At 62.2% G+C, this 25,164-nt stretch carries 23 protein-coding genes; 6 read left to right on the top strand and 17 right to left on the bottom strand.

Translation table 11 applies throughout. From position 1 onward, the window contains the following. Positions 1–101: 101 nt before the first annotated feature. From GOX88_RS16380 to GOX88_RS16365, 4 genes are all read right to left on the bottom strand, one after another. Positions 102–446 carry a hypothetical protein gene (locus GOX88_RS16380; RefSeq protein WP_170404087.1) on the bottom strand — a complete coding sequence of 115 codons (345 nt, stop codon included), beginning with the start codon at positions 444–446 and terminating at the stop codon, positions 102–104. Between the two features lie 98 nt (positions 447–544). Beyond that, positions 545–1,423 carry a 50S ribosomal protein L11 methyltransferase gene (locus GOX88_RS16375; protein WP_170404085.1) on the bottom strand — a complete coding sequence of 293 codons (879 nt, stop codon included), beginning with the start codon at positions 1,421–1,423 and terminating at the stop codon, positions 545–547. A 66-nt stretch (positions 1,424–1,489) separates the two neighbouring features. Further along, complete coding sequence (locus GOX88_RS16370) at positions 1,490–2,722, bottom strand: MFS transporter (protein ID WP_170404082.1); 1,233 nt, start codon at positions 2,720–2,722, stop codon at positions 1,490–1,492. 79 nt (positions 2,723–2,801) lie between these two features. After that, on the bottom strand, positions 2,802–4,997 hold the full coding sequence (locus GOX88_RS16365) for a primosomal protein N' (RefSeq protein ID WP_170404080.1): 2,196 nt from the start codon (positions 4,995–4,997) through the stop codon (positions 2,802–2,804). A gap of 90 nt (positions 4,998–5,087) precedes the next feature. On the opposite strand from GOX88_RS16365, the gene fsa reads away from it, so the two are divergent. The 4 genes from fsa (at position 5,088) to GOX88_RS16345 (ending at position 8,360) form a co-directional block, all read left to right on the top strand. After that, a complete protein-coding gene (gene fsa, locus GOX88_RS16360; RefSeq protein WP_170404077.1) occupies positions 5,088–5,741 on the top strand; it encodes a fructose-6-phosphate aldolase in 654 nt (217 codons plus the stop codon). Positions 5,742–5,938: 197 nt separating this feature from the next. Continuing rightward, entirely contained in the window at positions 5,939–6,646 is a 708-nt protein-coding gene (locus GOX88_RS16355; RefSeq protein WP_170404074.1) for a DUF484 family protein, read from the top strand. Further along, the gene (locus GOX88_RS16350; protein WP_170404071.1) at positions 6,643–7,563 is read left to right on the top strand and encodes a tyrosine recombinase XerC; all 921 of its coding nucleotides are present in this window, start codon (positions 6,643–6,645) and stop codon (positions 7,561–7,563) included. The genes GOX88_RS16355 and GOX88_RS16350 overlap by 4 nt, the downstream gene beginning before the upstream one ends. An 83-nt stretch (positions 7,564–7,646) precedes the next feature. After that, complete coding sequence (locus GOX88_RS16345) at positions 7,647–8,360, top strand: CDP-alcohol phosphatidyltransferase family protein (RefSeq protein ID WP_170404068.1); 714 nt, start codon at positions 7,647–7,649, stop codon at positions 8,358–8,360. On the opposite strand, the gene GOX88_RS16340 is transcribed toward GOX88_RS16345, so the two are convergent. The 10 genes from GOX88_RS16340 to GOX88_RS16295 form a co-directional block, all read right to left on the bottom strand. Next, positions 8,345–8,812, bottom strand: a complete 468-nt coding sequence (locus GOX88_RS16340) for a hypothetical protein (RefSeq protein ID WP_170404065.1) — start codon at positions 8,810–8,812, stop codon at positions 8,345–8,347. The two genes, GOX88_RS16345 and GOX88_RS16340, sit on opposite strands and share 16 nt — an antisense overlap. A gap of 76 nt (positions 8,813–8,888) precedes the next feature. Then, positions 8,889–9,344, bottom strand: a complete 456-nt coding sequence (locus GOX88_RS16335; protein WP_170404062.1) for a methylated-DNA--[protein]-cysteine S-methyltransferase — start codon at positions 9,342–9,344, stop codon at positions 8,889–8,891. Between the two features lie 71 nt (positions 9,345–9,415). Next, positions 9,416–12,328, bottom strand: a complete 2,913-nt coding sequence (gene ileS / locus GOX88_RS16330) for an isoleucine--tRNA ligase (RefSeq protein WP_170404059.1) — start codon at positions 12,326–12,328, stop codon at positions 9,416–9,418. A gap of 164 nt (positions 12,329–12,492) precedes the next feature. After that, positions 12,493–15,186, bottom strand: coding sequence for a DUF2339 domain-containing protein (locus GOX88_RS16325; protein WP_170404056.1), 2,694 nt, complete (start codon positions 15,184–15,186; stop codon positions 12,493–12,495). 92 nt (positions 15,187–15,278) lie between these two features. Then, positions 15,279–15,758 (bottom strand): DUF2269 family protein, encoded by a 480-nt coding sequence (locus GOX88_RS16320; protein WP_170404052.1) that lies wholly within the window; start codon positions 15,756–15,758, stop codon positions 15,279–15,281. Continuing rightward, positions 15,758–17,065: an SDR family oxidoreductase gene (locus tag GOX88_RS16315; protein WP_174826147.1), complete on the bottom strand. Its 1,308-nt coding sequence runs from the start codon at positions 17,063–17,065 to the stop codon at positions 15,758–15,760. The genes GOX88_RS16320 and GOX88_RS16315 overlap by 1 nt, the downstream gene beginning before the upstream one ends. A gap of 93 nt (positions 17,066–17,158) precedes the next feature. Next, positions 17,159–17,869, bottom strand: a complete 711-nt coding sequence (locus GOX88_RS16310; protein ID WP_170404050.1) for a VIT1/CCC1 transporter family protein — start codon at positions 17,867–17,869, stop codon at positions 17,159–17,161. A gap of 54 nt (positions 17,870–17,923) precedes the next feature. Then, positions 17,924–18,913, bottom strand: a complete 990-nt coding sequence (locus GOX88_RS16305; RefSeq protein WP_170404047.1) for a YcjF family protein — start codon at positions 18,911–18,913, stop codon at positions 17,924–17,926. Next, on the bottom strand, positions 18,906–19,361 hold the full coding sequence (locus GOX88_RS16300; RefSeq protein ID WP_170404044.1) for a GNAT family N-acetyltransferase: 456 nt from the start codon (positions 19,359–19,361) through the stop codon (positions 18,906–18,908). Before GOX88_RS16300 ends, GOX88_RS16305 begins: the two co-directional genes overlap by 8 nt. Beyond that, on the bottom strand, positions 19,358–20,770 hold the full coding sequence (locus GOX88_RS16295; protein WP_170404041.1) for a YcjX family protein: 1,413 nt from the start codon (positions 20,768–20,770) through the stop codon (positions 19,358–19,360). The genes GOX88_RS16300 and GOX88_RS16295 overlap by 4 nt, the downstream gene beginning before the upstream one ends. Before the next feature lie 107 nt (positions 20,771–20,877). Between GOX88_RS16295 and truA the strand changes: the two genes are divergently transcribed. After that, the gene (gene truA / locus GOX88_RS16290) at positions 20,878–21,645 is read left to right on the top strand and encodes a tRNA pseudouridine(38-40) synthase TruA (RefSeq protein WP_170404038.1); all 768 of its coding nucleotides are present in this window, start codon (positions 20,878–20,880) and stop codon (positions 21,643–21,645) included. Here truA and GOX88_RS16285 read toward each other — a convergent pair. The 3 genes from GOX88_RS16285 to GOX88_RS16275 are packed head-to-tail and all read right to left on the bottom strand — an operon-like array spanning position 21,642 to position 24,089. Next, complete coding sequence (locus tag GOX88_RS16285) at positions 21,642–22,577, bottom strand: nickel/cobalt transporter (RefSeq protein ID WP_170404035.1); 936 nt, start codon at positions 22,575–22,577, stop codon at positions 21,642–21,644. The two genes, truA and GOX88_RS16285, sit on opposite strands and share 4 nt — an antisense overlap. Then, positions 22,562–23,254 (bottom strand): DUF1007 family protein, encoded by a 693-nt coding sequence (locus GOX88_RS16280; protein WP_367648083.1) that lies wholly within the window; start codon positions 23,252–23,254, stop codon positions 22,562–22,564. The genes GOX88_RS16285 and GOX88_RS16280 overlap by 16 nt, the downstream gene beginning before the upstream one ends. 28 nt (positions 23,255–23,282) lie before the next feature. After that, positions 23,283–24,089, bottom strand: coding sequence for a thioesterase family protein (locus GOX88_RS16275; RefSeq protein ID WP_170404032.1), 807 nt, complete (start codon positions 24,087–24,089; stop codon positions 23,283–23,285). 137 nt (positions 24,090–24,226) lie between these two features. On the opposite strand from GOX88_RS16275, the gene GOX88_RS16270 reads away from it, so the two are divergent. Further along, the gene (locus tag GOX88_RS16270) at positions 24,227–25,162 is read left to right on the top strand and encodes a 2-hydroxyacid dehydrogenase (protein ID WP_170404029.1); all 936 of its coding nucleotides are present in this window, start codon (positions 24,227–24,229) and stop codon (positions 25,160–25,162) included. Positions 25,163–25,164 lie beyond the last annotated feature (2 nt).

The raw sequence follows: 25,164 nt of genomic DNA, 5'->3' as shown, positions 1-25,164 counted from the left end.
GACAACCATCACTCACTCGCCCCACTCTCCCCTGGGGCACATAAAGAACGCCGCGCATTTCACGATGCGCGGCGTTTCTTTTTTCGTCAAAGCTGATCTGGTCAGTGAAGGAAACCGCTGATCTGGGCTGCAAGATACTCGGACACCGGGTCGATCTGCATCACCCAGGCACCAGCTTTCTCAACGGATGTCCCTTCAGCCAGGCTGTCGACGCGATACTGATAGGCCGAAGCCCCCAAGCTTGTCAGCAAAAAGATCTTGAACGCGAACAAGCCCAGAAAGCACCCCATAAGCGCCTTTACCGGAACAGCGGATTTGACCCGCTGCGGTTTCATAACCACAAGGCCATCCTTGCGCATCGTCGCGCGATAGCCCCGGCTAAGCTTAGCGTGTTTCTTGTTCAGGCGTTGAACGCGCTGATCGAATTCAAGTTGTTTCACCGTCATGGCAGCCTCCACAAAACCGCCCCCGTAACCACGTTATGACGGTAGTTACAGATTGCGACAAAAAAGAGGCAAGAATCCACGAAACTCCTGCAAATGGCCTAATTTAGGCCGTTTTTTCTCAAAATTAGCGTCGTCCATTCACCAATTTCATCTCTTTTGACCAGATTGAGCGCGTTTTGTGAATAAACCGAGATCACATCATCGGCTTGCTCATTGAGGATTCCCGACAGGATCGCAAATCCTCCGTCCCGCAGATTCGCGGCGATTTCGGGGGACAATGCGATCAGCGGACCTTTGAGAATATTGGCAAAAATCAGGTCATACGGGGCGTGCGAATGTAGGTCGGGATGATCGAATCCGGCGGCCTCGACGCAATGCACCTGACCGGACATGCCGTTGGCCTTCAGGTTGGCCTCGGCCACATCCACCGCAACCTGATCGATATCACTGGCGATGATGTCGCCATCCCAGACCCGCGCGGCGGCCATCGCCAGAACTGCGGTACCGCAGCCGATATCGGCCACTCTGGACGCTGCAAACCCGTCATCCAGCAGGTGATCCAACGCCTTGAGGCAGCCCAGCGTGGTGCCGTGGTGGCCGGTGCCAAAGGCCATCGCGGCCTCGATCAACAGCGGAATACACCCTTCGGGCAGCTTATCGGCGTCGTGGCTGCCATAGACAAAGAACCGGCCTGCCTCGACAGGGGCCAGTTCGCGGCGCACATGGGCGACCCAGTCGGTTTCGGGCAGTTCCGAGACCACAAAAGGCTTGGCCTCGAACGCAACGGCCAGAACTGCCAGCGCAGTTTCGTCCGGTGCTTCGGTAAAATAGCCGCCGACCTCCCACAGGCCCGAACCGTCCTCGACCTCGAACACGCCGACGCCGGTGGGCTCCGGGTCCAGACGCTCCATCGCTTCGCCCAGACCTTCGGCAGCTTTCTTGCCGGTCAGAGTGGTTAGCGCGGTGAATGTGGGCATGGGGGCCTCCTGTCTCAGTTGGGACAGCGCCTAGGGCCACACGTAGGCAAGGTCAAGCATTTGCACCTATTCCGCAGGTGCCGGAGCGTATTTCGACAAGATGGTCTCGTTACCCGGTTCAGGGTGGCGCGGGATAAGCAGCGACAAGGCCAGCGACACCAGCGCCATTGCGGTCGCCAGTCCAAAGACCGCACCGGGTGACACCACCCAGAGCAAACCCAGCAGCGCAGGCAGGAAGACAGCCGCGATGTGGTTGATCGTGAAAGCCACTGCTGCGGTTGGCGCGATATCTGCCGGGTCGGCGATCTTCTGAAAATAAGTTTTCAACGCCAGCGCCAAAGCAAACAGCACGTGGTCGATCACATAAAGGATCGCCGCCAGCAGAACGCCCCAGCCAAACCAATAGATGCCACCATAGGCCGCAAAGACGATGGCCAGACCCGTGTATTCGAAAATCAACGTGCGGCGTTCCCCAAACATCGACACTGCTTTGCCCAGCATCGGAGCCGCTGCCATGTTGATCACAAGGTTGATCAGGTAGAGACTGGTCAGCTCATGCACTTCGAACCCGAACTTCTCGACCATCATGAAGCCTGCGAAGACGACGAAAATCTGCCGCCGTGCGCCGGCCATGAATTGCAGCGCGTAATACAGCCAATACCGTTTGCGTAGTATCAGCTTTTTAGTCTGCGGCGTGGGTGCGTCGAATTGCGGATAGGCCAACAGACAGAACAGCGCCAGCAACGCCGTCACACCTCCTGCGGCCATGAACACGAAATTGTAGGACAGATCAAACCTATCCCAGGTCAGCACGATCAAGCCGTAGACGACCGCCGTGGCCGCCGATCCCATGGCCACCAGCCAGCCCAGCACCTGTGGCGCGCGGTCCTTAGGCAGCCATTGCAGCTGCAGCGACTGGTTCACCGTTTCGTAATAGTGAAAGCCGATCGAGCTGAACAAGGTCACGAAAAGCAACCCGCCCAGACTGGGAAACCACGCGGTCACCGCCGTCGCCACGCCCAGCATCATCAGCGAAATCATCGCCAGCACCTGCTCGCGGACGAAAATGATCACCGCGATCACGCCAACGGCCAAGAAGCCCGGAATCTCGCGTACCGTGTGCAGCAGGCCGATATCCGCGCCGTCGAAATTGGCAACCTCGATGACGAAGTTGTTGAGCAGCGCGCTCCACGCATTGAAGGCGATGGGCATGGTCAGCGCCATCACGAACAAGAGCGTGATGGGGCGGCGCCAGAACGGCAGGCTCTGCGCCTCGGTAAGCGGCATGGGTTTCAGCATGGGACTCCCTCTACGCCTATTTTCGCGGTTTGGCGAGGGCCAAGGACGCGGCGCACATTGGCTCTGCGCAGGCGCAGAGTCAGTAAAAGTTCTGTGGGTCGATATCGACGGTCAGGCGGATGTCACCCTTCAGACGCAGGGGGGCGATCCAGCGGGCGATGGCGTCCTGAATGGGCGCGCCCTTGGGGGCCTTGACCAACAGGCGCACACGGTGACGCCCCCGGATACGCGCAATCGGCGCAGGGGCCGGGCCAAAGACCTGCGCGCCGATATCGCGCAGCGGTCCATCATTGCGGGCCATAGCGTTGCCAATATCGAAAACCGGCCCAACCTCTGGCCCCGACAATACTATCCCTGCCATACGCCCATAGGGCGGGACACCGGCGGCCTGCCGTCCGGCGGCCTCGGCCTTCCAGAACCCCTCTTCATCGCCCGACAGGATCGCCCGGATCACCGGGTGCTCTGGCTGAAAAGTCTGCAACAGCGCCTGCCCCGGCTTATCCGCCCGGCCAGCGCGCCCTGCGACCTGCCGCATCAGTTGGAATGTCCGTTCGGCAGCCCGCAGGTCAGCGCCGTGTAAGCTTAGATCGGCGTCAATCACCCCGACTAACGTCAGTTTGGGAAAGTTGTGTCCTTTGGCCACCAGTTGCGTACCGATGACGATATCCGCGTCGCCTTCGGCGATTTCTTCGATCTTGGCCTTCAACGCTCGGGCCGAACTAAACAGATCGGAGCTGAGCATCGCGATCTTGGCCTCGGGAAAGGTCGCCTCAGCTTCTTCCGCCAACCGTTCAATCCCCGGCCCGACCGGAGCCAGCTTGCCTTCGACCCCGCAAGACGGGCAGGCGTCGGGCATCGGTTTGGTCTCACCGCATTGGTGGCACATCAAACGTTTCAGGAACCGGTGTTCGACCATTCGCGCATCGCAGTGGTCGCAGGCGATCTGCTCGCCACAGGCTCGGCACAGCGTCACCGGCGCATAGCCCCGACGGTTGATGAACAGCAGCGATTGCTCGCCCCGTTCGATCCGCTGCCGCACCGCCTGGCGCAGAGACGGGGAAATCCAGGTTCCCGGCTGCATCTGCTCGGCCCGCATGTCGATAGGCTTCATCTCGGGCAGGACCGCCGCGCCAAAGCGTGATGTCAGGTCGAGCCGCTCATACTTGCCGGCTTCGGCATTGGCCCAGCTTTCCAGCGAGGGCGTCGCGCTGGCCAGAACCACCCGAGCGCCACAAATAGCCGCGCGCAGCACCGCCATGTCGCGGGCGCTGTAATGCACGCCGTCTTCCTGTTTGTACGAGGTGTCGTGTTCCTCATCGACCACCACAAGACCGAGATCGCGGAACGGCAGAAACAAAGCCGACCGCGCGCCCACGACCAATTGCGCATCGCCCTGTCCGACCATCCGCCAGACCCGACGGCGTTCGGTCATGGTTGCACCGGAATGCCACTCGGCCGGGCGCGCACCGAACCGTGCTTCAACCCGCGTGAGAAATTCAGCCGTGAGGGCAATCTCGGGCAGCAACACCAAAGCCTGACGCCCCATCCGCACTGCCTCGGCCACCGCTTCCAGATAAACCTCGGTCTTCCCGGAACCCGTCACACCCTTCAATAGCGTGGTGCCATAGTCACCAGTGCGCTGTCCGGCCTGCAACTTGGCAACCGCAGCCGCCTGATCCTCGGTCAGTTCTTTGCCCGGCAGGTCCGGGTCCAGATGTGGATAGGGTAGGTCACGGGGACTATCTTCTTCGCGCACAGCGCCCTGTTTCACCAGCCCCTTCACAACAGACGAGGTCACACCCGCCTGCTCGGCCAGTTCCTTCAACGTAAAGGCCAGCCCGCCATAGTCCCGCAGCACCTCAAGCACGCGGGTGCGCGCATCGGTCATCCGGTCCGGCTCGCCGCTCCCAAGACGGTAGATCTTGCGCATCGACGGCGGATCACCCAGGCCGGGCGCACGGGTCGCCAGCCGTAGCATCGCGGGCATCGGCGTCAACGTGTAATCGGCCACACGACCCAAGAACACACGCATCTCCTCGCGCATCGGCGCGACCTCAAGCACCCGGATCACCGACCGCGCCTTGCTGATGTCAAAACCGCCCTGCCCCGGCCCCCAGACAACACCCAGCACCTTGCGCGGCCCCAAAGGGACCTCAACGAATGCACCCAGAAAACACCCGCCCTCGGGCGCTTTGTAATCCAGCGTCCGGTCCAGCGGCTGCGTGGTCAGCACCGCCATCAACTCACCGTGGTCGAAATACTCCTTGGTGCTCACCGCATATCCTTGGTCCGGGGGGTTTCAGCATGGGTCTCTTTGAGGTAAAGGCATCCGCGACCAAGGCCAACCCATCAAAGGACTGCCCTCATGAAATTCTTCGTAGACACCGCCGAGATCGACGCCATCGCCGAACTAAACGATCTGGGCATGGTGGACGGCGTAACCACCAACCCTTCGCTGATCCTGAAATCGGGCCGCGACATTCTGGAAGTGACCAAAGAGATCTGCGATCTGGTCGATGGCCCTGTGTCCGCCGAAGTGGTCGCCACCGAGGCCGACGACATGATCGCCGAAGGCCGCAAACTGGCCAAGATCGCGCCCAACATCGCGGTGAAAGTGCCGCTGACATGGGCCGGTCTGAAAACGTGTAAAACGCTCAGCGACGAAGGCCAGATGGTCAACGTAACGCTTTGTTTTTCGACCAATCAGGCGATTCTGGCCGCCAAAGCAGGTGCAACCTTCATCTCACCCTTCATCGGCCGTCTGGACGACATCAACCTGGATGGCATGGACCTGATCGCCGATATCCGTCAGGTCTATGACAATTACGGGTTCGAAACCGAAATCCTCGCCGCCTCGATCCGCTCGGTGAACCACGTGACCGACAGCGCCCGCATTGGTGCCGACGTGATCACCGCCCCGCCCGCCGTGATCAAGAAACTGGCCGATCATCCGCTGACCGATAAGGGCCTGGAAACCTTCCTGGCCGACTGGGCCAAGACCGGTCAAAAAATTCTCTGATACCAAGCGCACCCGCGCGGCGCCGTCAGGCGCCGCGCCCGGCCCAACTGCAAAACCTGATCTTTTGATCAGGGCATTGCAGGCGGGAGCCTTTCCAACACATCCCCACATGAAATCCACTTTTGCCTGCATTTTTCCCAAGGCAAATGTCGCATTCCGTGTTATAAGCCGGCCAACAAAAAAAGACCGGACGGGACATGAGCAGCAACACCAAACTCAAGGACAATCTCCGCGCCGCGATTCTGGCCGAGCCGGACGCCGTGCTGGACGACAAGGATCTGATGCAGGCGCTGGTGGCCGCCAATGAACAGGCGCGCGGGGACAACGTCATCGACCTGCGCGGCATCGCCATGCAGCGGCTCGAGGCGCGGCTGGATCGGCTCGAGGACACGCACCGCTCGGTCATCGCAGCGGCGTACGAAAACCTCGCAGGCACCAATCAGGTGCACCGTGCCATCCTCCGCCTGCTGGAGCCCGTCGATTTCGAGGATTTCCTGCGCACACTCGGCAGTGAAATTGCCGACATCCTGCGGGTGGACCACATCACGCTGGTTCTGGAAACCACAGTCCGGCAGGAAGACCCCGCGATCGAAAAGTTGGGCGGTGTTCTGACCGTGGTCGAACCCGGCGCCGTCGATGCCTATCTCAGTCAGGACCGTGGCGGTCCCGCACGGCAAGTTGTCCTGCGCCCGATTGCCCATGCCAACCCCCGGGTGTTCGGCACCATGGCCGGTCAACTTCGGTCCGAGGCCTGCCTGAGGTTGAACCTGGGCGAAGGCCGCCTGCCCGGCATGATCGTCATGGGGGCCAAGGACGCCAACCACTTCACCCCGCAACTGGGCACCGATCTTCTGTCTTTCTTTGCTGGCGTGTTCGAACGCTCGATGCGCCACTGGCTGTCGTGAGCCTGATCTCCCCAGCTTGCCGCGATGCGCTACAGCATTGGCTGGCCAGTCTGGGGGCACTGGCCGGTCGATCCGAGAACACACAGACCGCCTATCGCGGGGATGTCACCGATTTCCTGTCCTTCATGACCCTGCATCACAGCGAACGTCAGGGACTGGCTGCGTTGGCTCGGATCACCGTGTCCGACATGCGCGCATGGATGGCGGATCAGCGCGCTTCAGGTGTAGGCGCGCGGTCACTGGCGCGCAAACTCTCGGCCGTCAAAAGCTTCTACCGCTGGCTGTCCGAGCGGGAGGGGTTCGAGCCCACCGCCGTCCTGTCGATCCGCGCGCCCAAGTTCACCAAGAAACTGCCCCGCCCGCTGACCGAAGACGCCGCACGCGCCATGATCGAAACGGTCGAGCTGCAATCGGCCAACGATTGGGTCGCAGCCCGCGACGTGGCGGTGGTCACACTGCTTTACGGCTGCGGCTTGCGTATTTCCGAGGCCCTGTCCCTGACCTGTGCCGACGCTCCCCTGCCCGAGACCCTGCGAATCGTCGGCAAAGGCAACAAAGAGCGGATCGTACCCGTCCTGCCTGCCGCCCGCGCGGCGGTGGATCATTACCTTCGGCTGTGTCCGCATCCCCAGGCCAAGGATATGGCTCTGTTCCGCGGTGTGCGTGGTGGCCCGCTGAACCCAAGGGCCATTCAGGGCGTGATGGCCAAGGCGCGGATGCAACTCGGTCTGCCCGCAACGGCCACGCCCCACGCTCTGCGGCACAGCTTTGCCACCCATCTGCTGTCCGCCGGGGGCGACCTGCGTGCCATTCAGGAGCTGCTGGGGCACGCGTCGCTCTCGACCACTCAGACCTACACGGCCGTCGACACGGCTCGGTTGATGGAGGTCTATAACCGCGCCCACCCCAAAGCGTGACGTCTTCGCATCGCGACGTCGGGCAATCCCTCTAACCCGGCTTTTGGTTTGCATCTGACGAACGCATCGGTCATGACACCTGCATGACCGTCAGATTCAAAGCGCTTTTCGTCCATCTGTTCACCGCCACCGGCGCTGTGTTCGCAATGCTGGCCATGTTGGCCGCTGTCGAAGAAAAATGGAGCCTGATGTATCTGTGGCTGGTGGTCTCGTTCATCGTGGACGGCATCGACGGCCCCCTGGCCCGCCACTACCACGTCAAGAAGAACGCGCCCGAGTTTGATGGTGTGCTGCTGGATCTGATCATCGACTATCTGACCTATGTGTTTATCCCGGCCTATGCGCTGTTCAAATCCGGATTGATGGACGGCTGGACCGGCTGGTTCGCCATCATTGTCATCACCTTTGCCAGCGCCATGTATTTTGCCGATACGCGCATGAAAACAAAGGACAACTCCTTTTCCGGCTTTCCCGGCTGCTGGAACATGTTCGTGATCGTGATTTTCGCGCTAGAGCCTAATTTCTGGATCATCCTGCTGCTGGTGTCGCTGCTGTCGCTGGCGATGTTCCTGCCGTTGAAGTTCATTCACCCCGTCCGCACCGAGCGTTGGCGCGCCGTGTCGCTGCCCATGGCCTTTGCCTGGACTTTCTTTGCAGGCTGGGCTGCATGGGTCGATTTCCATCCCGAAAGCTGGGCGCATTGGGGTCTGGTGATCACCAGCCTCTATCTGGTGTCAGCGGGAATTGCGCAGCAGATCATACCGCAGCGCAAAAGCGCAGATTACAGGACTTCCTGAACCTCGAACTCAGTCCCGTTATGGGTGAAGACATCACCCTCTTGCAGGCCCACCATCGACAGGTAGATCGGGCTTTGGGTTGAGATCCCCATATAGGTCTTGCCGTCAACATCGAACCGCGTAGTCGAGACGCAGACCACAAAGCGGCGATTGTTGAACTTGACCACCGCACCGGGCTGCACCGTGTCGGTCAGGCTGAAATCGGTGTTTTCGATCACGTCGATCTTGGCGTGATGGGCGTGCACAGGGGCATCAAAAGCCGCCGCCAGATCCGCATTCTCGCGCGAGGCCGCGATATCGTCCTTGTCATGCCCTTCCCGGTCATCCAGTTGAGAATCCTTCAAAAACGCGTCGTAATGGGCTTGCGCGGTGGCAAGTTCCTGCTCTTCCAGCGACATCAGGCGGTCAATAATGACCTTTTTACGGGCGGCCAGGTCTGATTGGGCGGTCATTCAATGCGGTCCTTTGAATACTCTATCTGATACAAATTGGGCCTCAAGCAACCGGATTGCAATAGAATTCCGCTTGTCAGATCAGCAGGCCTGCCGCCCGTTCATGGCGCAGCAGAGCAACCTTGGTCTCGACCCCGCCATCGCCGGAAAACCCGCCCAGACCATTGGCCGCCAACACCCGGTGACAGGGGATGATGACCGGGATCGGATTGGCACCGCAAGCCTGCCCCACGGGCTGAGGGGGCTGCCCAAGCTCTTTGGCGATATCGCCATAGGTGCGGGTTTCGCCCAGCGGGATGGCGTACATCAGATCACAGACCTGCTGCTGAAACTTTGACCCGGCGACGTGGTAAGGCAGATCAAATCGCTCAAGCCGACCCTGATCATAGGCCGTCAGCTGCGCGGCAGCTTCCTGCAACAAAGGCGTCTCAGGACCTTCGTTCCGACCATCCCACACAAGGCGCGTGATGGCGCCATCAGTCTCTTCGACTCCAAGGCAACCAAACTGAGTTTCTACGGCAATCATCGGCATGGGTGCAGGGTTTCAGATCGCCTCGCCCTACGCAACGAAAAACCCCCGGCGGTTGGGCCGGGGGTTGGATCTTAGCTCAGCGCCTCGTCGCAGCGTCCGCAGACGCCTTCGTGGGCGTGGCGGCCCACATCGGGCAGGATTTTCCAGCAACGCTGGCACTTTTCCCCCTCGGCCTTTTCGAACACCACCGCGACACCTTCGATTTCCGGCACACGGAACGCCTCGGCCGGGGCTGGGTCGCCAGTGACAGTCAGGCCAGAGGTGATGCACATGTCGTCCACGTCAAAGGTCGCCAGCAGGTCGCGGGTTTCCTGATCCTCGACATGCACGATCGGCGCAGCCTCGAGGCTGGAACCGATCACCTTGTCCTGACGCTGGATTTCCAGCGCGGCGGTTACGGCACGGCGGACGCGGCGCACCTTGGCCATGTAGGCTTCCATCACTTCGTTGCGCCAGTCGGCGGGCGTTTCCGGGAAATCCACCAGATGAACCGAGCTGTCGTCGCCCGGGAACCGCTCCAGCCAGACCTCCTCCATGGTAAAGACCAGAACCGGGGCCAACCAAGTGGTCAGGCGGTGGAAGAGGATATCCAGCACGGTACGGGCCGCACGGCGGCGCAGGCTGTCGCCGTCGCAATACAGCGCGTCCTTGCGGACGTCGAAATAGAACGACGACAGATCGACCGTGGCAAAGGTAAAGACGGCGCTGAACACGCCCTGGAAATCGAACGCGGCATAGCCCTTGCGGACCTGTTCATCCAGATCGGCCAGACGGCTAAGGACCCAACGTTCCAGACGCGGCATTTCCTCGGGCGCGACGCGGTCGGCCTCGGTGAAATCGGCCAGCGAACCCAGCATGAATCGCATGGTGTTGCGCAGGCGGCGATAGCTGTCGGCGGTGCCTTTCAGGATCTCCGGCCCGATCCGCTGGTCGGCGGTGTAGTCGGTCTGAGCCACCCACAGGCGCAGGATATCGGCGCCGTATTGCTTGACGACCTCTTCCGGCACGATGGTGTTGCCCAGCGACTTGGACATCTTGTTGCCCTTGGCATCCAGCGTAAAGCCGTGGGTCACCACGTTGCGGTAAGGCGCACGGCCCTTGGTGCCACAGGCCTGCAGCATCGACGAATGGAACCAACCGCGGTGCTGGTCGGTGCCTTCCATGTAGACGTCGGCGATGCCGTCTTCGGTGCCATCCTCACGATCACGCAGAACAAAGGCATGGGTCGAGCCGGAGTCGAACCACACATCCAGCACGTCGAACACCTGATCGTAGTCGTCCGGGTTGGCGATGCCGTCGAGGATCTTTTCTTTGAAGCCGTCGGTGTACCAGATATCCGCGCCTTTTTCCTCGAACGCTGCCTTGATGCGGGCGTTCAGGTCTTCGTTGCGCAGCAGGTAATCCGCGTCGGTGGGCAAAGCCCCTTTCTTGGTGAAGCAGGTCAGCGGCACGCCCCAGGCGCGCTGGCGCGACAGAACCCAGTCCGGGCGGGCTTCGATCATGGAATACAGGCGGTTCCGGCCCGTCTGCGGGGTCCATTTCACCAGCTCGTCGATGGACCGCAGGGCGCGTTCGCGGATGGTATCCCCCATCTCGCCCATACCGTCGTTCAGCTTGCGGTCCACGGAGGCAAACCACTGCGGCGTGTTGCGGTAGATGATCGGAGCCTTCGAGCGCCACGAATGCGGATAGCTGTGCTTGATCTTGCCACGCGCCAGCAGACCGCCGACCTCGACCAGCTTGTCGATGACGGCCTTGTTTGCGTCACCCTCACCGCCCTTGCGGGACAGGATGTACTTGCCGCCGAAGAACGGCAGATCGGCGCGGAAGCCGCCATCATCCATCACGTTGTAGGTGATGACCTGTTCCAGCATGCCCAGGTCACGATACAGTTCGAATTCTTCCATACCATGCGACGGGGCACAGTGGACAAATCCGGTGCCTTCGGTGTCGGTCACGAAATCAGCGGCACGGAAATCACGGATGTCATCCCATTCGCCATTGCCGCCCTCGGCGCCAGCCAGCGGGTGGGTCAGTTGCACGCCCGCCAGCTCATCGGTGGTCACATCACGAACGCGGGTCCACTGGTCATCGTTCAGACGCGCGCGGCCCAGAACATCAGCAGCCAGATTATCGGCCAGCAGGAACTTGTCGCCCACATTGGCCCAGCATTCGTCCGGCGCACCAGTGACTTCGTACAGGCCGTAAGAGATATCCTTGCCAAAAACGACAGCCTTGTTCGACGGCATCGTCCATGGGGTCGTCGTCCAGATCACAACAAACGCGTCGTCCAGATCGCCCGAGTTCACGACCTTGAACTTCACCCAGATGGTGAAGCTTTCCTTGTCGTGATACTCGACCTCGGCCTCGGCCAGAGCGGTCTTTTCGATGGGCGACCACATCACGGGCTTCGAGCCCTGATAAAGCGTGCCGTTCATCAGGAACTTCATGAACTCGTCGGCGATCACGGCTTCGGCGTGATAGTCCATGGTGATATAGGGATCGGCCCAGTTGCCGGTGATGCCAAGACGCTTGAACTCTTCGCGCTGGATGTCGATCCAGCCCTCGGCGAACTTGCGGCATTCCTGACGGAAGTCGACGACGTTCACCTCGTCCTTGTTCTTGCCCTTCTTGCGGTACTGCTCTTCGATCTTCCATTCGATGGGCAGACCGTGGCAGTCCCAACCGGGCACATAGCGCGCGTCGAATCCCATCATCTGATGGCTGCGCACGATCATGTCCTTGATGGTCTTGTTCAGCGCGTGGCCGATATGCAGGTGGCCGTTCGCGTAGGGGGGGCCATCGTGCAGGGTAAAGGGCGTGCGGCCCTCTTTTTCTCGCAGGCGGTCATAGACGCCGATGGTCTCCCAACGTTCCAGCCATGCGGGTTCGCGCTTGGGCAGGCCGGCGCGCATGGGGAATTCGGTTTTGGGCAGGTTCAGCGTGTCTTTGTAATCAGGTGTTTGGATCGTGTCGGCGCACATTGGGGGCGTCCTTTGGATGATCTGGTCGTACTAGGATCGAAGCGGTCGGTGCGAAGTCTCAAACACCTTTGCCCGGCGTCTCAGAGGGTCAGAGCGCCGGGGATATAATTCGAATAATGATGGCCGTCCGGTCATACATGGCCGCGCTTATAGGACGCCCGCGCCTAATGGTCCAGAGGTTCCGCCCCTTGCGGCGAATGGCGCAGCTTGGCCCAGCGGTTGAGCCACGCCAGACCCGCCAGTGCAAGCCCCAGAGCCAGCAGCGAGAACACCCGGATCAGGCCACCCAGCCCGGCAATGTCGATCAGGAACACCTTGGCCACGGCCAGCCCGATCACCCCCAGACCTGCCTTGCGCATCAGGTCGGATCGGCGCGCAAGCGACTGGTAGAACAGTGCTGCCCCGATCACCAGCAGGGCCATGGTATATGTGTAAAGCTCGGGCTGGGTCACGCCGTTGCCCTCATACATCCCCGCGGCACCCTGCCAGATGTGACGGATCGTCAATCCCAGCCAGACCGCCGCCAGCACACTGCTCAGCCCCCAGCTGGCGCGCTTCAGCCAGAGCGGCGTCGCGTGGATACGCCAGACCGAGAACCCGATGGCCAGTGCAGGCAACAGGTACGCCACCGCCAGTGTGTTCAACACCGGCGGCCCCAGAACTGGTGGCGCAACCGTGCTGAGCAGCGGGTTCGCCTCGGCCAGCGCCTGTGCCAGCCGGAATAGGCCATGCCCGGCAAAGAACGCGGCCAAAAGATAGCGGGCATAGTTCAGCTTGCCGCCCAGTTCGAACCGCTGCACCTGTGCAAAGGCCAGCAGCAGCCAAATGAGCGCAAGCAGACCCAGCCCCCAGTGGCTGTTGGTGGCGTTGCCCTCGCCAAAACTCTGCAGCCAGCGCTCCAACAGCAGCGACAACAAGATGCCCCCGGTCGCCCAAGCGGCACTTTCCAACAGCAGCGTCGCCACGGGGCGGTCCAATGGCCGGATCAGCAGCCACCCGATCAGGAACCCGACAGTGGCCGTGCTATAAACCAACGCCATCTCAACCACCGGAGCCGTGCTCGCCCAGTCGAGACCCGGGTTCAGCACCAGCCGCACCGTGACCGTGAACACTCCGGCCCAAATGAACCAGCTCAACGGAGGCAGGGTGAACTTGCGATCCAGCGCGGCGGCCACGACAATCATCGCAACCAACGCAACAGTCAGCGCCGCTGAACTGAGGACGATGACACAGGCAAAGGTCAAACAGGACAGCGCCGAAAGCGTCGCCAGAGACGCGCGCATCCGTTTGTCGCCATCAACGCGCGCAAAGCGCTCGGCAAAGATGACCATCAGCACGCCCAAGGCGATGCCATGCAGCGCCCACGGGTAGGCTCCGATGACCGTCGCGGGGTGCCAGCCAACCTCAAGCGCGATGGCCAAGGCGGGTGCAAAGACAGCAGCTGCACCGGCCCAGACCGCCGGGAATGTGCGCGCCTGCATCGAGCGCCACGCTGCGGTGACTGAAATCACCGCGCCCAGCATGATCAGGATCGTGACCACCCACGGGTAATCTGCTTCGGCGGTTTCGGCATAGGTTTCGGCGAACAGGCGCAGCACGATGCCGTTTTCCCAGCCATGCACCAGAACGAACCAGACCAGGCCAAGCGCAGGCAGCGCGGTTGCGTCCTTCAGGGCCTCTGCCCGGCTGCCCCACAGCATCAATCCAAGTGTCAGCCCCGCCAGCAAGGTAACGCCCAGCCAGAACTCCGCCGGGCTGTCGGCCCAGTGCACCGACAGAATGGCGGAGCTCACGGCAACTGCACCAAAACCCAGCCGTGTCGGGAACTCAGGCCATGCATCTCCCTTTTTGCGCCCTATGATCTGGCTGATCATCGCACCGCCATGATCCGGCCAGATCCGCCGGACCGGAATGGCAATGGCTACCACCGCCAGCGCCGTGACGCAGATCAGGTAATCCGGTTCAGTCAAGGGCGAGGACAGCACCAGCAACAGGCAAGCGGTATACGCGCCAAACAGGGTCAGAACCGAGATCCACGCCCAGCGCCGCACCGTGTCGATCCCAAGCCCCAAAACAGCGATCACGAAGAAATAGGCGTATAGCCAGCTTGGGTCCTCTGAGGTTCCGCCAACGACGAAGGGGGCCGAAAAGGCTCCGATCAAACCAACGGCGGCCAACAAGGGGCCGTGAAACCACCCCAAAACCAACCCCAACAGCGCGACAACAACCATCGCAGCCAGCGCGGTCTCGGGGCCGATCAGGTCATAGAGCTGCCTTGCGGCCAGAATGCCTCCGAACAGGGTGACCAGACCGGCTCCGGAGAAGACCGAGGGCAAATAGGCGGTGGCCGAGGACTCGTCATCGCCATACCTGCGGCGGATCACTTCGCCAGCCACGATCAGCGCCGCACCGAATAGCAACGCGGCAATCACGCGCGCAGACGGTGGCAGCAACCCGTTTTCGACGCCGTATTGAACCAGAAATATCCCCGCCAGCGCCAGCGACAGGGCCGACACCGCGTAAAACCAGTTCTCCCGCAACCAGGTCGAGAGGGCAGCAAACCGATCCTCGCGAAACACAACGGCGGCAGGCGGGGACTGCTCGGCAGCGGGCCGAGGTGTTTGAGCCTTGGACCACGGCGCGGGCTTCGGCGGCTTGTCCGGTTTCTCGGTCGGTTTGCGCGGCTCGGGCCGGGCTGGCACAGCGCGCGCCTCGGGTACATCTCCGCCCAGCGCGCGGAGTTGCAGTTCAAGCTGTTCGACCCGGCGGCGCAGACGCGTGTGACCGACAAGCAGAACAACGATGGCCACCGGTATGGCCAACACGATCAATCCGACAAGAACAAGCAGGGATTCCAATGGGCTCTCCGGGTGGTTTCAACGCCAAGCTACCCGAGGCACGCAGCGGGCAACAGTCAGAAATCCCGGAGGTTTGATTGAAAAGCTCAGAGCTAAATCCACCCGATCGTCGGGCGCGCGATCATCAACCAAAGGATGGCCAGCACCGCCGCAAAAGCCGGAAACCCGCAGGCGAACCAGATGCGGAACAGACGGTGATAGACCTGCGGCAAGGGTACGCCGCTGTCAGCCGCCGCCTGCGCCAGCCCGCGCATTCGCACTTGTATCCAAACGACCGGCAGCCAGAACACCCCGGCCACCGCGTAAAGCATCAGCGAAGCCAGTACCCACCCCTCGGTCAGGGGCCAGCCCAGCCGCCATGCCAGCAGACCCCCGGTTATGGGCTGGGCAATAACGGCCGTTGTCGTGAACAGCAGATCGGCCAGAACCACCACTCCGGCGGTCTGCGCTATAAATCGGGCATCTCCCGAGCGGTGCGCGATCAGCATGAAAAACGCGATCCCTGCGCCGGTGCCCAACAGGACGCAGGCTCCGATGATGTGCAGCCAACGCAGAATCAGGTCCGGGTCCATCAGCGGCTCTGCAACAGGGGCCAGGCGACAAGCGAGAGCGTCATCGCCGGCAGGATCTTCATCAACGGGCCGAGCGGGTCGAGCCAAAGGCCCGGCGCCGTGAAACTGGCGGCCAGCAGGTAAATCAGGGCAACGGTAATCTGGGCAAGGCAAGCCCTAGCCGCCCAGGGCCGCCAGAGGATCGCAAGGCCCAATGCGATATCAACGAAGGACCAGAACAGGACGCTGGCAACGGCCATAGCCATGCCCCACCCGGCATCGCTCAAAACAGACGCGGCATCGGAGATGCTGATCAATCCGATCAGGCCAGACAGCAGCCAGAACAGGCTGAGCATCGCGACAACCGCAGGCATCAGCAGCGACATCCGCGCGGTCAGCCGATGCTCGCGCGAACAGGTCAGACCCGCATAGACCTGTGGTAAGCTGGCCAGCGACTGTCCTGTTGCCGAACGGTAGGGTTCCGGGTCGCCCACCACTCCGTCTGCCATCACTGTCATCGCATTACTGCGCAGGGGCGAGCGCCACCCTAAATGCCCCAGCCCATCCGCGCAGGTCGAGATCAAGCCGGTCATCACCTCTGGCACTACCGCCGTGACCCGCGCAGTCGGGAACCCCATCCATTTACGGGTCTCTGCCAGCACTTGGGACAACGAGGCCGGAGTGTCCTCGACCAGATCATAGGTCCCCTGCGGCAAGTCCTGCGCCACAGCCAATGAAACGGCGCGGCACAGGTCCGGCATCCCGACGCATTGAACGGGCGTGTCGGGATATGCGATGGGCTGCACCAAAGGTACCGCCGTCAGCATCCGCAACAGCGCGGTGCCGCCATAATCCGATTGCCCGATCACCAGCCCGGGCTTGAGTATCCACAACCGAGCGCCGCTTGCCCGCAACGCCGCATCCCCGGCGGCCTTGGTGCGCATGAAATCGGTATCGGCATCGGTTTCGGCCCCGATGGCCGAAATCTGGACCACGGCGATGTCTTTTTCGGCACATGCCTGGCCCAAGGCAGCAATGGCGACGTGATGCACGGCCTCAAGATCATCGGCCGGACCATCCTGCAACGCGCCCGCGCAGTTTACGACGCAATCAATACCCTGCAGGTGGCTATCCCAATCTTCGGGCCGTAAACAGGCCCGCAAATCGCCCTGTATCTGCGGAATATCACCAAGAACCCACATCCCCGCCTTCCCGCTGCGCACAAAGGCTGAAACACGCGCGCCCTCAGCCCGCAGCGACCGCGTGACAGCGGCGCCTATAAAGCCATAAGCCCCTAAAACAAGAACGTTTTTACCTGCAATCTGCAATGGTCACTCAATCACCTGAACCTGTTTACGGCAGCCTAACTGCTGGCCGCGGATTGACCAGCCATATGCGCCCCACTGCGACAATCTTGGCCGTCAGGGGTGGAACAGAGACCCAACAAGATAGGCGATCAACGCCGCAGCCCCGCCGATCAAAAAAGTCTCGAGCCCGGATCGCCACCACGGGGCCAGAGACCAGCGGCTTTTGAATGCTCCGATGGCGAAGAAAACGCCCATGGTCATGCAGGCCGAGATGACAAAGGCCTGATCGAGCGACAGAAGGAACGGCAGCAGCGGCACCATACCGGCAACGAGGAACGCTATGAAGGTGGCCATCGCGGCCTTGAACGGATGGGGGTCGACGCTGCCCAGCCCGTATTCGCCCTCGACCATCAGGTTGATCCAGTTTTCGTGGTTGGCGGTGATCGCATCTGTCGCCTCGTCTAACACGCGGCCCGACAGGCCTTTCTGCGCCAGAATCTCACGCACCTCGCGGCGCTCTCCGTCGGGGTAAAGATCGATATGACGTTCTTCGATAGCCCTGATACGGCGGATGTTATCCAGCTCGGCCTTGGTGCCCGAGTAATTTCCGGCGGCCATGGAGAACCCGTCCGCCAGCACGTTGGCCAACCCCAAGGCGACAATGATAAAGGGCGACAGCCCCGCACCCGCAACTCCGGCCACGATGGCAAAGGTGGTCACAGATCCATCAATGCCGCCATAGACCACATCGCGCAGCACACCCCGACCGGGCGGCGCATTGATCCGCGCGGCGATTTCCTGCTGGCTGTGTCCGTGGTCGGTCATGGCTGGCTCCGGCTTTGTTATGCACGCCAGCGGGCTGGTGGACTTTGCGTCAGGTCAAGTTTTGGAAAACAACCCGCTGAGCGCCCGCTTAATCATCCCGCGCGTCGACGGTTGATGCCGGTCGGAAAACGGCAATGGACGGCAGACCTCCATCGCGGCCACGCCAACCCGCGCGCTGAGTGCGCCGTTTACCAGCCCCTCACCAAATCTGCGTGACAGTTTGCTGAGGACCGATCCGCCAAGAATCGGCTCCAGCAGGTCGTCGCCTACGGCTACGGCCCCGGTTGCCACCAGATGCACGAATACCGCCCGTGTCAGGCGCCAACTGCCAAGAAACCCGGCGCGTCCGCCATATATCTCGGCCACACGGCGGATCATCCGCAACGAGGCCGCAAGCGCCGTCACAACATCGGCCAGCGCCAACGGCACCAGCGCGGTCACCGTCGCGACCTGCCGGGCGGCGGCCTCAACCTCGCGGCTGGCAGCGGCGTCCAGAGGGGCCAGCAATTCGTCTTCGGCCAGAGTCAGCAGGGTTGAGGCGTCGAACTGTTCGCCCATCCGCTCGGCCAGCCGGTCGCGGCCCCATTGGGTTTCGTCGCGCCCTTTGTAGAACGCGATCAGGCGGTTGGTCACCGCGCGGGCCTGCGCCAGATCACCCTCGGCCAGTGCGACATCGGCAGCATGGCGCATTCCATCCACACGGGACAGCCGCCCAATAGCTGCCAGTTCCCGCACGGCGATGATCAGAGCAACCAGAACAAGCGCCCCAATCAACCCCGTCACGACCCAACCCAAGATCGGCGCGCGCAGCAGCAGTGAATTGACGAAATCCCAGGCGGCAACCGAGACCACGGCGCCGATCACCGCCAGCGCCAGCCCCCAGAACCACCGCGACAAGGCCGAGGGTTTCCGCGCTGCCAGCCGTGCCGCCGTCTGCATCGCCTGCCCTTGTGGCGGGGCAATGTCGGGCACCGGCGGGGCCTGCGCCACGTCGGCTGCGGGTTCTTCCGCGTCCAGATCGATCAGTACCGGACCTTTAGCCATCAGCCGTCCTTTCCCTGTGCCAGACATATTTGATGTCCGGCAGGTTTTCATCATTACCGGACCCGTCGCTGCGGGCGACCTCGGCGAAACCGTTGCGTTCGTAGAACCGACATGCCCCCCGATTGGCCTGAAACGCATACAACGATAGCTCGGCTTGATCAGACTTTGCCTGTTCCAGCAAGCATTGACCAATCCCCCGGCCACATACTGCGGGTGTAAGATAGAGAGAGTGAATTTCCGTTCCCTTGAGCGCCAGAAACCCCACAACGCCCGCGTCGGTTTCAGCGACAGTGACCCAGTTCTGGTCGATCATCCAACCGCAAAAGGCGATGGTTTCGGCACGGGAATGCAGTTCAGGCATCCAGTCGTTTTCGCGCGCAAAGCCGTGCAGGATCTCTCCGATACTACCGGCATCCGTGCTGCGGGCGGGGCGGAGGGTGACGGTCACAGGCGGTCTCCGATCAGGAACTGCGCGGCGCGGTCCAGCCGGATATGCGGCGGGCCATCGCCGGGGCGCAGAGTCAGATGCGCGGGTGCGAAGGCCATGAAGCCATATTCTTCACCCAGCCAGCTTTCTGCCCCGTTGCGGGCCGGTCCCAGCAGGTGCGCCGGGTCGTCAGGTAGTTCGCCGGGGTAAAATGCCGCCTGCTTGCCGTCCAGTAAGGTGCCGCGCACGCAGGGCAAGTCAGTCCCGTTATGAGTGCGAATTTCCTCGGTCGTCGCCCGCAACGCCGCCAGCGACAACGCCGCCGTTTCCGCCCCGGCAAAGCTGGCGCGGTCGCGGGCGTCGCGGGTCAGAGCCTCCATGATGTGTGTGAGGCGAGGATGTTGCGTGTGGTGCAGGTGATCGGCCTTGGTAGCCGCGAACAGGATACGCTCGACCCGTTTGCCCAACAGCAACTGAGTAAGCCACGCGTTGCGCCCCGGACGGAAGGCCGCAAGGATGTCGGCCATCGCCCGGCGCATATCCTCGACCGCCTGAGGGCCTTTGTGGATCGCGCCCAGCGCATCGACCAGAACCACTTGTCGGTCGATGCGGGAGAAGTGATCGCGAAAGAACGGTTTCACCACCTGCGCCTTGTACGCCTCGTACCGACGCGCCATTTCCCGGTGCAGGCTGCGCCGCGGCGCATGACCGTCCACCGGCAGAGGCGCAAATGTAAGCACGGGTGATCCTGCCAGATCACCCGGCAGCAGAAACCGCCCCGGCGTGCAGTCATAGAACCCGGCCCCCCGTGCGGCGCTCAGATAGGCTGCGAAGGTTTTCGCCAGGGCCTGCGCCGTGGGTTCATCATGTTTTTCCGCAGGTTCAGCTGCCTTGGCCTGCGCGAGATACGGCGCGGCCTCGGCCCGGCCAGCGATGCGTTCCAGCGTCTCCGCCGACCAGACCTCATAGGATTTGTCCAATAGCGCCAGATCCAGCAGCCATTCGCCGGGATAGTCGACGATATCCAGATGGATGGTCCGCGGCCCCTGCAGGCCGGAAAGCAGACCCGAAGGGCGGGCCTTGAACGACAGGCGCAGTTCCGACACGGCGCGGGTACTGTCGGGCCAGTGCGGTTGCGGGCCGGTCAGCGCGGCCAGATGGTTTTCATAGTCGAACCGGGGCACGGTATCGTCAGGCTGCGGTTGCAGATAGGCGGTGTTGATCCGCCCCTCCTGCTGCGCAACCAGCCCGGGCATCCGCCCCCGGTCCAGCAGGTTCGCGACCAGAGAGGTGATGAACACCGTCTTGCCCGACCGCGCCAGACCGGTGACGCCCAGACGTATGACCGGCTCGAACAATGTCTCGGACACGCGATCACCCACGCTTTCGACGCCGCGCACAAGACTGTCTGCCAAGGATGAGATGACCAAACTGTCGCCCCGCTTTTATCGTTTCGCTCAAGATAGGTAGAGGTCTCGGCACTTGCCAGAGCTTTCCCGCCCTTGCCCCTTTTTGCGCAGCACGTTACCAGCGGCCCATGCCCAGATACGCGCTGAAAGTCGAATACCAAGGGGAACCGTTTGCCGGATGGCAGCGGCAAAAAGAATTGCCATCGGTTCAGGGGGCGATCGAACAGGCGCTGTCGCGCATTCAGCCCGGCGATCACACCATCGCAGCCGCCGGTCGCACCGACGCAGGCGTTCATGCGCTGGGTCAGGTCGCCCATTGCGATCTGGTCAAGGAGTGGGACCCGTTCCGCCTGTCTGAGGCGTTGAACTATCACCTCAAACCGCAACCGGTGGCCATCGTGAAGGCCGCGCGCGTGGATGACGACTGGCACGCCCGGTTTTCAGCGCTGGAGCGGCAATACCTGTTCCGCATTCTGATGCGCCGCGCCCCTGCGACCCATGACGCCGGGCAGGTCTGGCGGATCAACCACCGGCTGGACGTCGATGCGATGCAGGCCGGGGCGGATATGCTGATCGGACGCCATGATTTCACCACCTTCCGGTCCTCGATATGTCAGGCCGCCAGCCCGGTCAAAACGCTGGACGAGCTGCGGGTGGAGCAGGTTGAAGGCTTTTCCGGCCCCGAGGTGCATTTCCACGTTCGGGCGCGGTCGTTCCTGCACAATCAGGTGCGCAGTTTCGTGGGAACGCTAGAGCGTGTCGGCGCCGGCGCATGGACGCCCGAGGATGTGCGGGATGCGTTGGAAGCTGTGGATCGGGCCGCCTGCGGGCCTGTATGCCCACCGCAAGGCCTGTATCTGGCGCGGGTTGGGTATCCGGAACCGGTGTTCGACTAGATCGCGCGCATCAACAACCCGCTGGCGATCACGACGATGATGAGCCCCGCCACCAGTTCGATGGTCGGCGCCAGCACCGAGGCAAATCGCGTGGCCGAAGCAGACGCCAACAACCCTCCGCGCAGACCAAACGAGGTCCAGCCAACCAGAGTCGTTACCGTCGCCGTGCCCAAAGCCATCGCAAAGGCGCCCGCGATGCCGACCATTGCAATGCCCATCTGCCATGTCAGGATCAGCACGAACAGAGCTCCGGTACAGGGCCGCGCGGCAATGCCCGCGATCAGCAGCATGGCCTCGCGCAGGCTGCCGACCTGAGCCACTTCCTCGGCTGTTGGGCCGTGGCGATGGCCGCAATCGGAACAAACACCATCATCGTGATCATGATGATGGTGGTCGTGGTCATGATGGTCATGGTGGCGATGCGCGGTTTTGGTCCGATGCCGCCGTGCAAAGCTGCGAACAGACCGGATCACCAGCCAAAGGCCAATCGCAGCAATGGCAGCATAGCTGATCGGCGCCATGACCTGCTCAGTCGTGCCCACAAGGCTTTCGCGCGACATCTGAAAGATCAGGACCCCGGCGTAAACCAGCACAACGGCCGTCACCGCCTGCCCCAGACTGGACAGCACGCTGATTGCGGACAGGCGCCAGAAGGCGACGCGGCGACCCAGCCCGTAGCCTCCGATCAGCACCTTGCCGTGGCCCGGGCCAATCGCATGGAAGAAGCCATAGGCGAAACAGACCGTCAGCAGGGTTGCAACCGCCTCGGGCTGTTCGGCGCGGGCGGCACGCAGGGCGCGGGCGATCTGGTTCTGAAACTCGCGCTGCTCACCTGCGGCCCAGGCGGCAAGACTGTCAAAGCCGCCGCTGCCCCAGAACCACAGCAGCAGCGCAATGGCGATGGCAACCGGAACAATCAGGTATTTGGACATGAAACGAAAATCTCGGTAGCAAAGCTTTCCCCGACCAGCGGGATATCGTTTTCCTCAAGATCGTAATCGGCATCCAGCGTCAACAGAAAGGCCTGCATCTGGGCCAGTTGGCCGTCGATGTCGGGGTCAACCCGGCTGATCTGGCAAGACGCCGGGCCGGTCACTGTCACCGGGCGGGTAACCTCGTAGGCGGTGTAGTAGGTTTCGTCATACGCTTTCACCGTGAGCGCGGCGGCGGGCACCGCACCGCCTTCGACGGCGCGCAGATGGGACGAAACAATGCGCCCGTCCTCGGTGGTGGCCTGCGGCTCCAGCGGGCCGGACAAGGTGACCTGAGAACCGTCCGCCAACACGACCAGATCACCGTTGTACCCTTCCACCCATTGCGCATCGAAACCGGCCAGAAAACCCTGTTCGCTGTCCGTCAGAGCACCGTCCGCATCCTGATCCAGCTTCATGTCTTCAAGGACCAGCAACGAATAGAACTCATCATAGACCCAGGTCACGCGCACATGCGTCAGCTGGCCAGAGTCGTCCACGATGAACTCCAACCCGGTGTCGATGAAGACATGCGGGTGCGCCATCGCCGGGATCGGCAGGCAGCAGGTCAAAAGGGGGACGATCCAACGCATGGGCGAAAGATAGGGGTTCGGCCCCTGCCCGGCAATGCGTTTCACAGGTGGCGTGCAGAAACCGGCCAACAAATCAGGCGGGTGGGAACAGAATAATTGTCTGCAGGGCCGTGCCCACCGGGCCCTCGGTGTCATACAGTACCGATTGCGACATCCCGATCCCCGAGGACTGCCAATGGCTGACCGACTCTGAGGCCAGCCAGTCCGAAACCGGCTCCCGATGGATCTGGACGGTCAGGTCGGTGTTCATGAACCCCATCTCGCGCGTCGGTGCGTTCCACGAGATGCCGTTGCCACAATCGGCCAGCGGGCACAGCGCCTGGATCGGCGACGGCTCCTCACCCTCGAGCAACGCAGGAACGCGCATCCACACCGTCTTGGGGCCCGCCCCTTGGTTGCCGCCTTTCGGATACAACACGTCAGAGTGATTGGCGAAGCCGGGCAGATCATGGCGCACCTCGCCGATCGGGAACGGGCCAATCACCGCGTCTTCCAACCGGGGCGGAGCCACCGCCACATTCGGAACCGGCCCCAGATCGCGCCGCGCCAGATGCATCGTCGTAGCCGTGGCGCAGAGCCTGTCGTCCAGATCGTGCACCGTGACCCGCGTGGTCGCCAACGTCTTGGTGTGGCGCGTGGTTTCCGCGGCCACCCGCAGCCCCGCCAACGGCTGCGGCCGCAGCAGGTCGACCGTCAGGCGGGTCAACATCTTCTCGGGGCCGACCTCGGTTTCCGCCGCGCGCACGATCAGGCCGCTGACCGGCCCCGCGTGGCAGTGATCGGCAGACCACGGGCCGCGCGCCGGATCATTGCCGACAAAGGCGCCGTCGTCGCGCAATTGGAAATAAGCCTGCCGGCTTTGTTCTGATGTCCCGCTCATGGACTGCCTCAAACAATTTCTACTGACCCGATCCCAAAACCGGGCTTTACCTTCGGCCCGAGAATGACTTAGCTGCGGGGAAAATGTCCAGTTCGGTAACGGGGCATAGCGCAATATGAAGCAGTGGGAGGTGCGACATGGCGTTGTTGATCGAAACCGGGTTGTCTGACTGGATCAGCGACAGCGATATTGCCCGCGATATCTTGCGGCATTACCCCAACACGGATGTGCGGACGCCGGACAGCCTTGGTGATCCTGCCGACATCACCATGGTTGCCGTGGTCGGGTTGAAAAACGACCACCACAAACGCCTGCCCAACCTGCAGCTGGTGCAAAAGCTGGGCGCCGGGGTCGAAACCATCGTCAGCAACCCCAACCTGCCTGAACATGTACGCGTGGCGCGGCTGAAACCCGATGCGCCCGCACAGGAAATCGCCGAATGGTTCGTTGCCTATGTCCTGCGCCATCAGCGCCACATGGGTTTTCACGAGGCTGCGCAGCGCCGCGCGGAATGGCTGCCCAAGGCACCCCTTTATGCCCCCGAAACCGTGGTTGGAGTTCTCGGCCTGGGCCATATCGGCGCACGCAGTGCCAAAATGCTGCGGGCAATCGGGTTTCAGGTGATGGGCTGGAGCAGGTCGCCCAAGCAGATCGACGGCGTGACCTGCCTGCACGGAGAAGCCGCCCTGCCCGAATTGCTGGGCCAGTGCGACCACGTTTGCGCGATCCTGCCCTCGACCCCTCAGACCGTCAGTCTGTTCGATGCCGGGATGCTGGCCGCGATGAAGCCCGGCAGCCAATTGTTGAATGCCGGTCGGGGTGATCTGATTGACGAAACCGCACTGATCGCCGCGCTGGACAACGGTACACCCGGCCATGCGGTGCTGGACGTGACTTCGACAGAGCCGCTGCCGTCCGAAAACCCGCTCTGGGCGCATCCCGGCGTCACCATCACGCCGCATGTCTCTGGCTGGCACCTGGGCGACGCATTGTCGGATGTCGGAGAGAACTTTCAGCGACTGAGCGCTGGCGACCCCCTGCTGCACGAAGTCGACAGAGGCCGCGGCTACTGACC

The organism is Ruegeria arenilitoris, from assembly GCF_013030985.1.
GTDB lineage: Bacteria > Pseudomonadota > Alphaproteobacteria > Rhodobacterales > Rhodobacteraceae > Ruegeria > Ruegeria arenilitoris_B.
This window is presented reverse-complemented; position numbering and strand designations above follow the sequence as displayed.

What these genes read in the sequence shown, in the direction of transcription:
- GOX88_RS16370 (WP_170404082.1), bottom strand. Translation starts at nt 2,722, where the DNA reads ATGCTGAAACCCATGCCGCTTACCGAGGCGCAGAGCCTGCCGTTCTGG.
- GOX88_RS16340 (WP_170404065.1), bottom strand. Translation starts at nt 8,812, where the DNA reads ATGACCGCCCAATCAGACCTGGCCGCCCGTAAAAAGGTCATTATTGAC.
- GOX88_RS16355 (WP_170404074.1), top strand. Translation starts at nt 5,939, where the DNA reads ATGAGCAGCAACACCAAACTCAAGGACAATCTCCGCGCCGCGATTCTG.
- GOX88_RS16320 (WP_170404052.1), bottom strand. Translation starts at nt 15,758, where the DNA reads ATGGACCCGGACCTGATTCTGCGTTGGCTGCACATCATCGGAGCCTGC.
- GOX88_RS16375 (WP_170404085.1), bottom strand. Translation starts at nt 1,423, where the DNA reads ATGCCCACATTCACCGCGCTAACCACTCTGACCGGCAAGAAAGCTGCC.
- GOX88_RS16345 (WP_170404068.1), top strand. Translation starts at nt 7,647, where the DNA reads ATGACCGTCAGATTCAAAGCGCTTTTCGTCCATCTGTTCACCGCCACC.
- GOX88_RS16305 (WP_170404047.1), bottom strand. Translation starts at nt 18,913, where the DNA reads ATGGCTAAAGGTCCGGTACTGATCGATCTGGACGCGGAAGAACCCGCA.
- fsa (WP_170404077.1), top strand. Translation starts at nt 5,088, where the DNA reads ATGAAATTCTTCGTAGACACCGCCGAGATCGACGCCATCGCCGAACTA.
- GOX88_RS16270 (WP_170404029.1), top strand. Translation starts at nt 24,227, where the DNA reads ATGGCGTTGTTGATCGAAACCGGGTTGTCTGACTGGATCAGCGACAGC.
- GOX88_RS16335 (WP_170404062.1), bottom strand. Translation starts at nt 9,344, where the DNA reads ATGCCGATGATTGCCGTAGAAACTCAGTTTGGTTGCCTTGGAGTCGAA.
- GOX88_RS16275 (WP_170404032.1), bottom strand. Translation starts at nt 24,089, where the DNA reads ATGAGCGGGACATCAGAACAAAGCCGGCAGGCTTATTTCCAATTGCGC.
- GOX88_RS16380 (WP_170404087.1), bottom strand. Translation starts at nt 446, where the DNA reads ATGACGGTGAAACAACTTGAATTCGATCAGCGCGTTCAACGCCTGAAC.
- truA (WP_170404038.1), top strand. Translation starts at nt 20,878, where the DNA reads ATGCCCAGATACGCGCTGAAAGTCGAATACCAAGGGGAACCGTTTGCC.
- ileS (WP_170404059.1), bottom strand. Translation starts at nt 12,328, where the DNA reads ATGTGCGCCGACACGATCCAAACACCTGATTACAAAGACACGCTGAAC.
- GOX88_RS16310 (WP_170404050.1), bottom strand. Translation starts at nt 17,869, where the DNA reads ATGACCGACCACGGACACAGCCAGCAGGAAATCGCCGCGCGGATCAAT.
- GOX88_RS16285 (WP_170404035.1), bottom strand. Translation starts at nt 22,577, where the DNA reads ATGTCCAAATACCTGATTGTTCCGGTTGCCATCGCCATTGCGCTGCTG.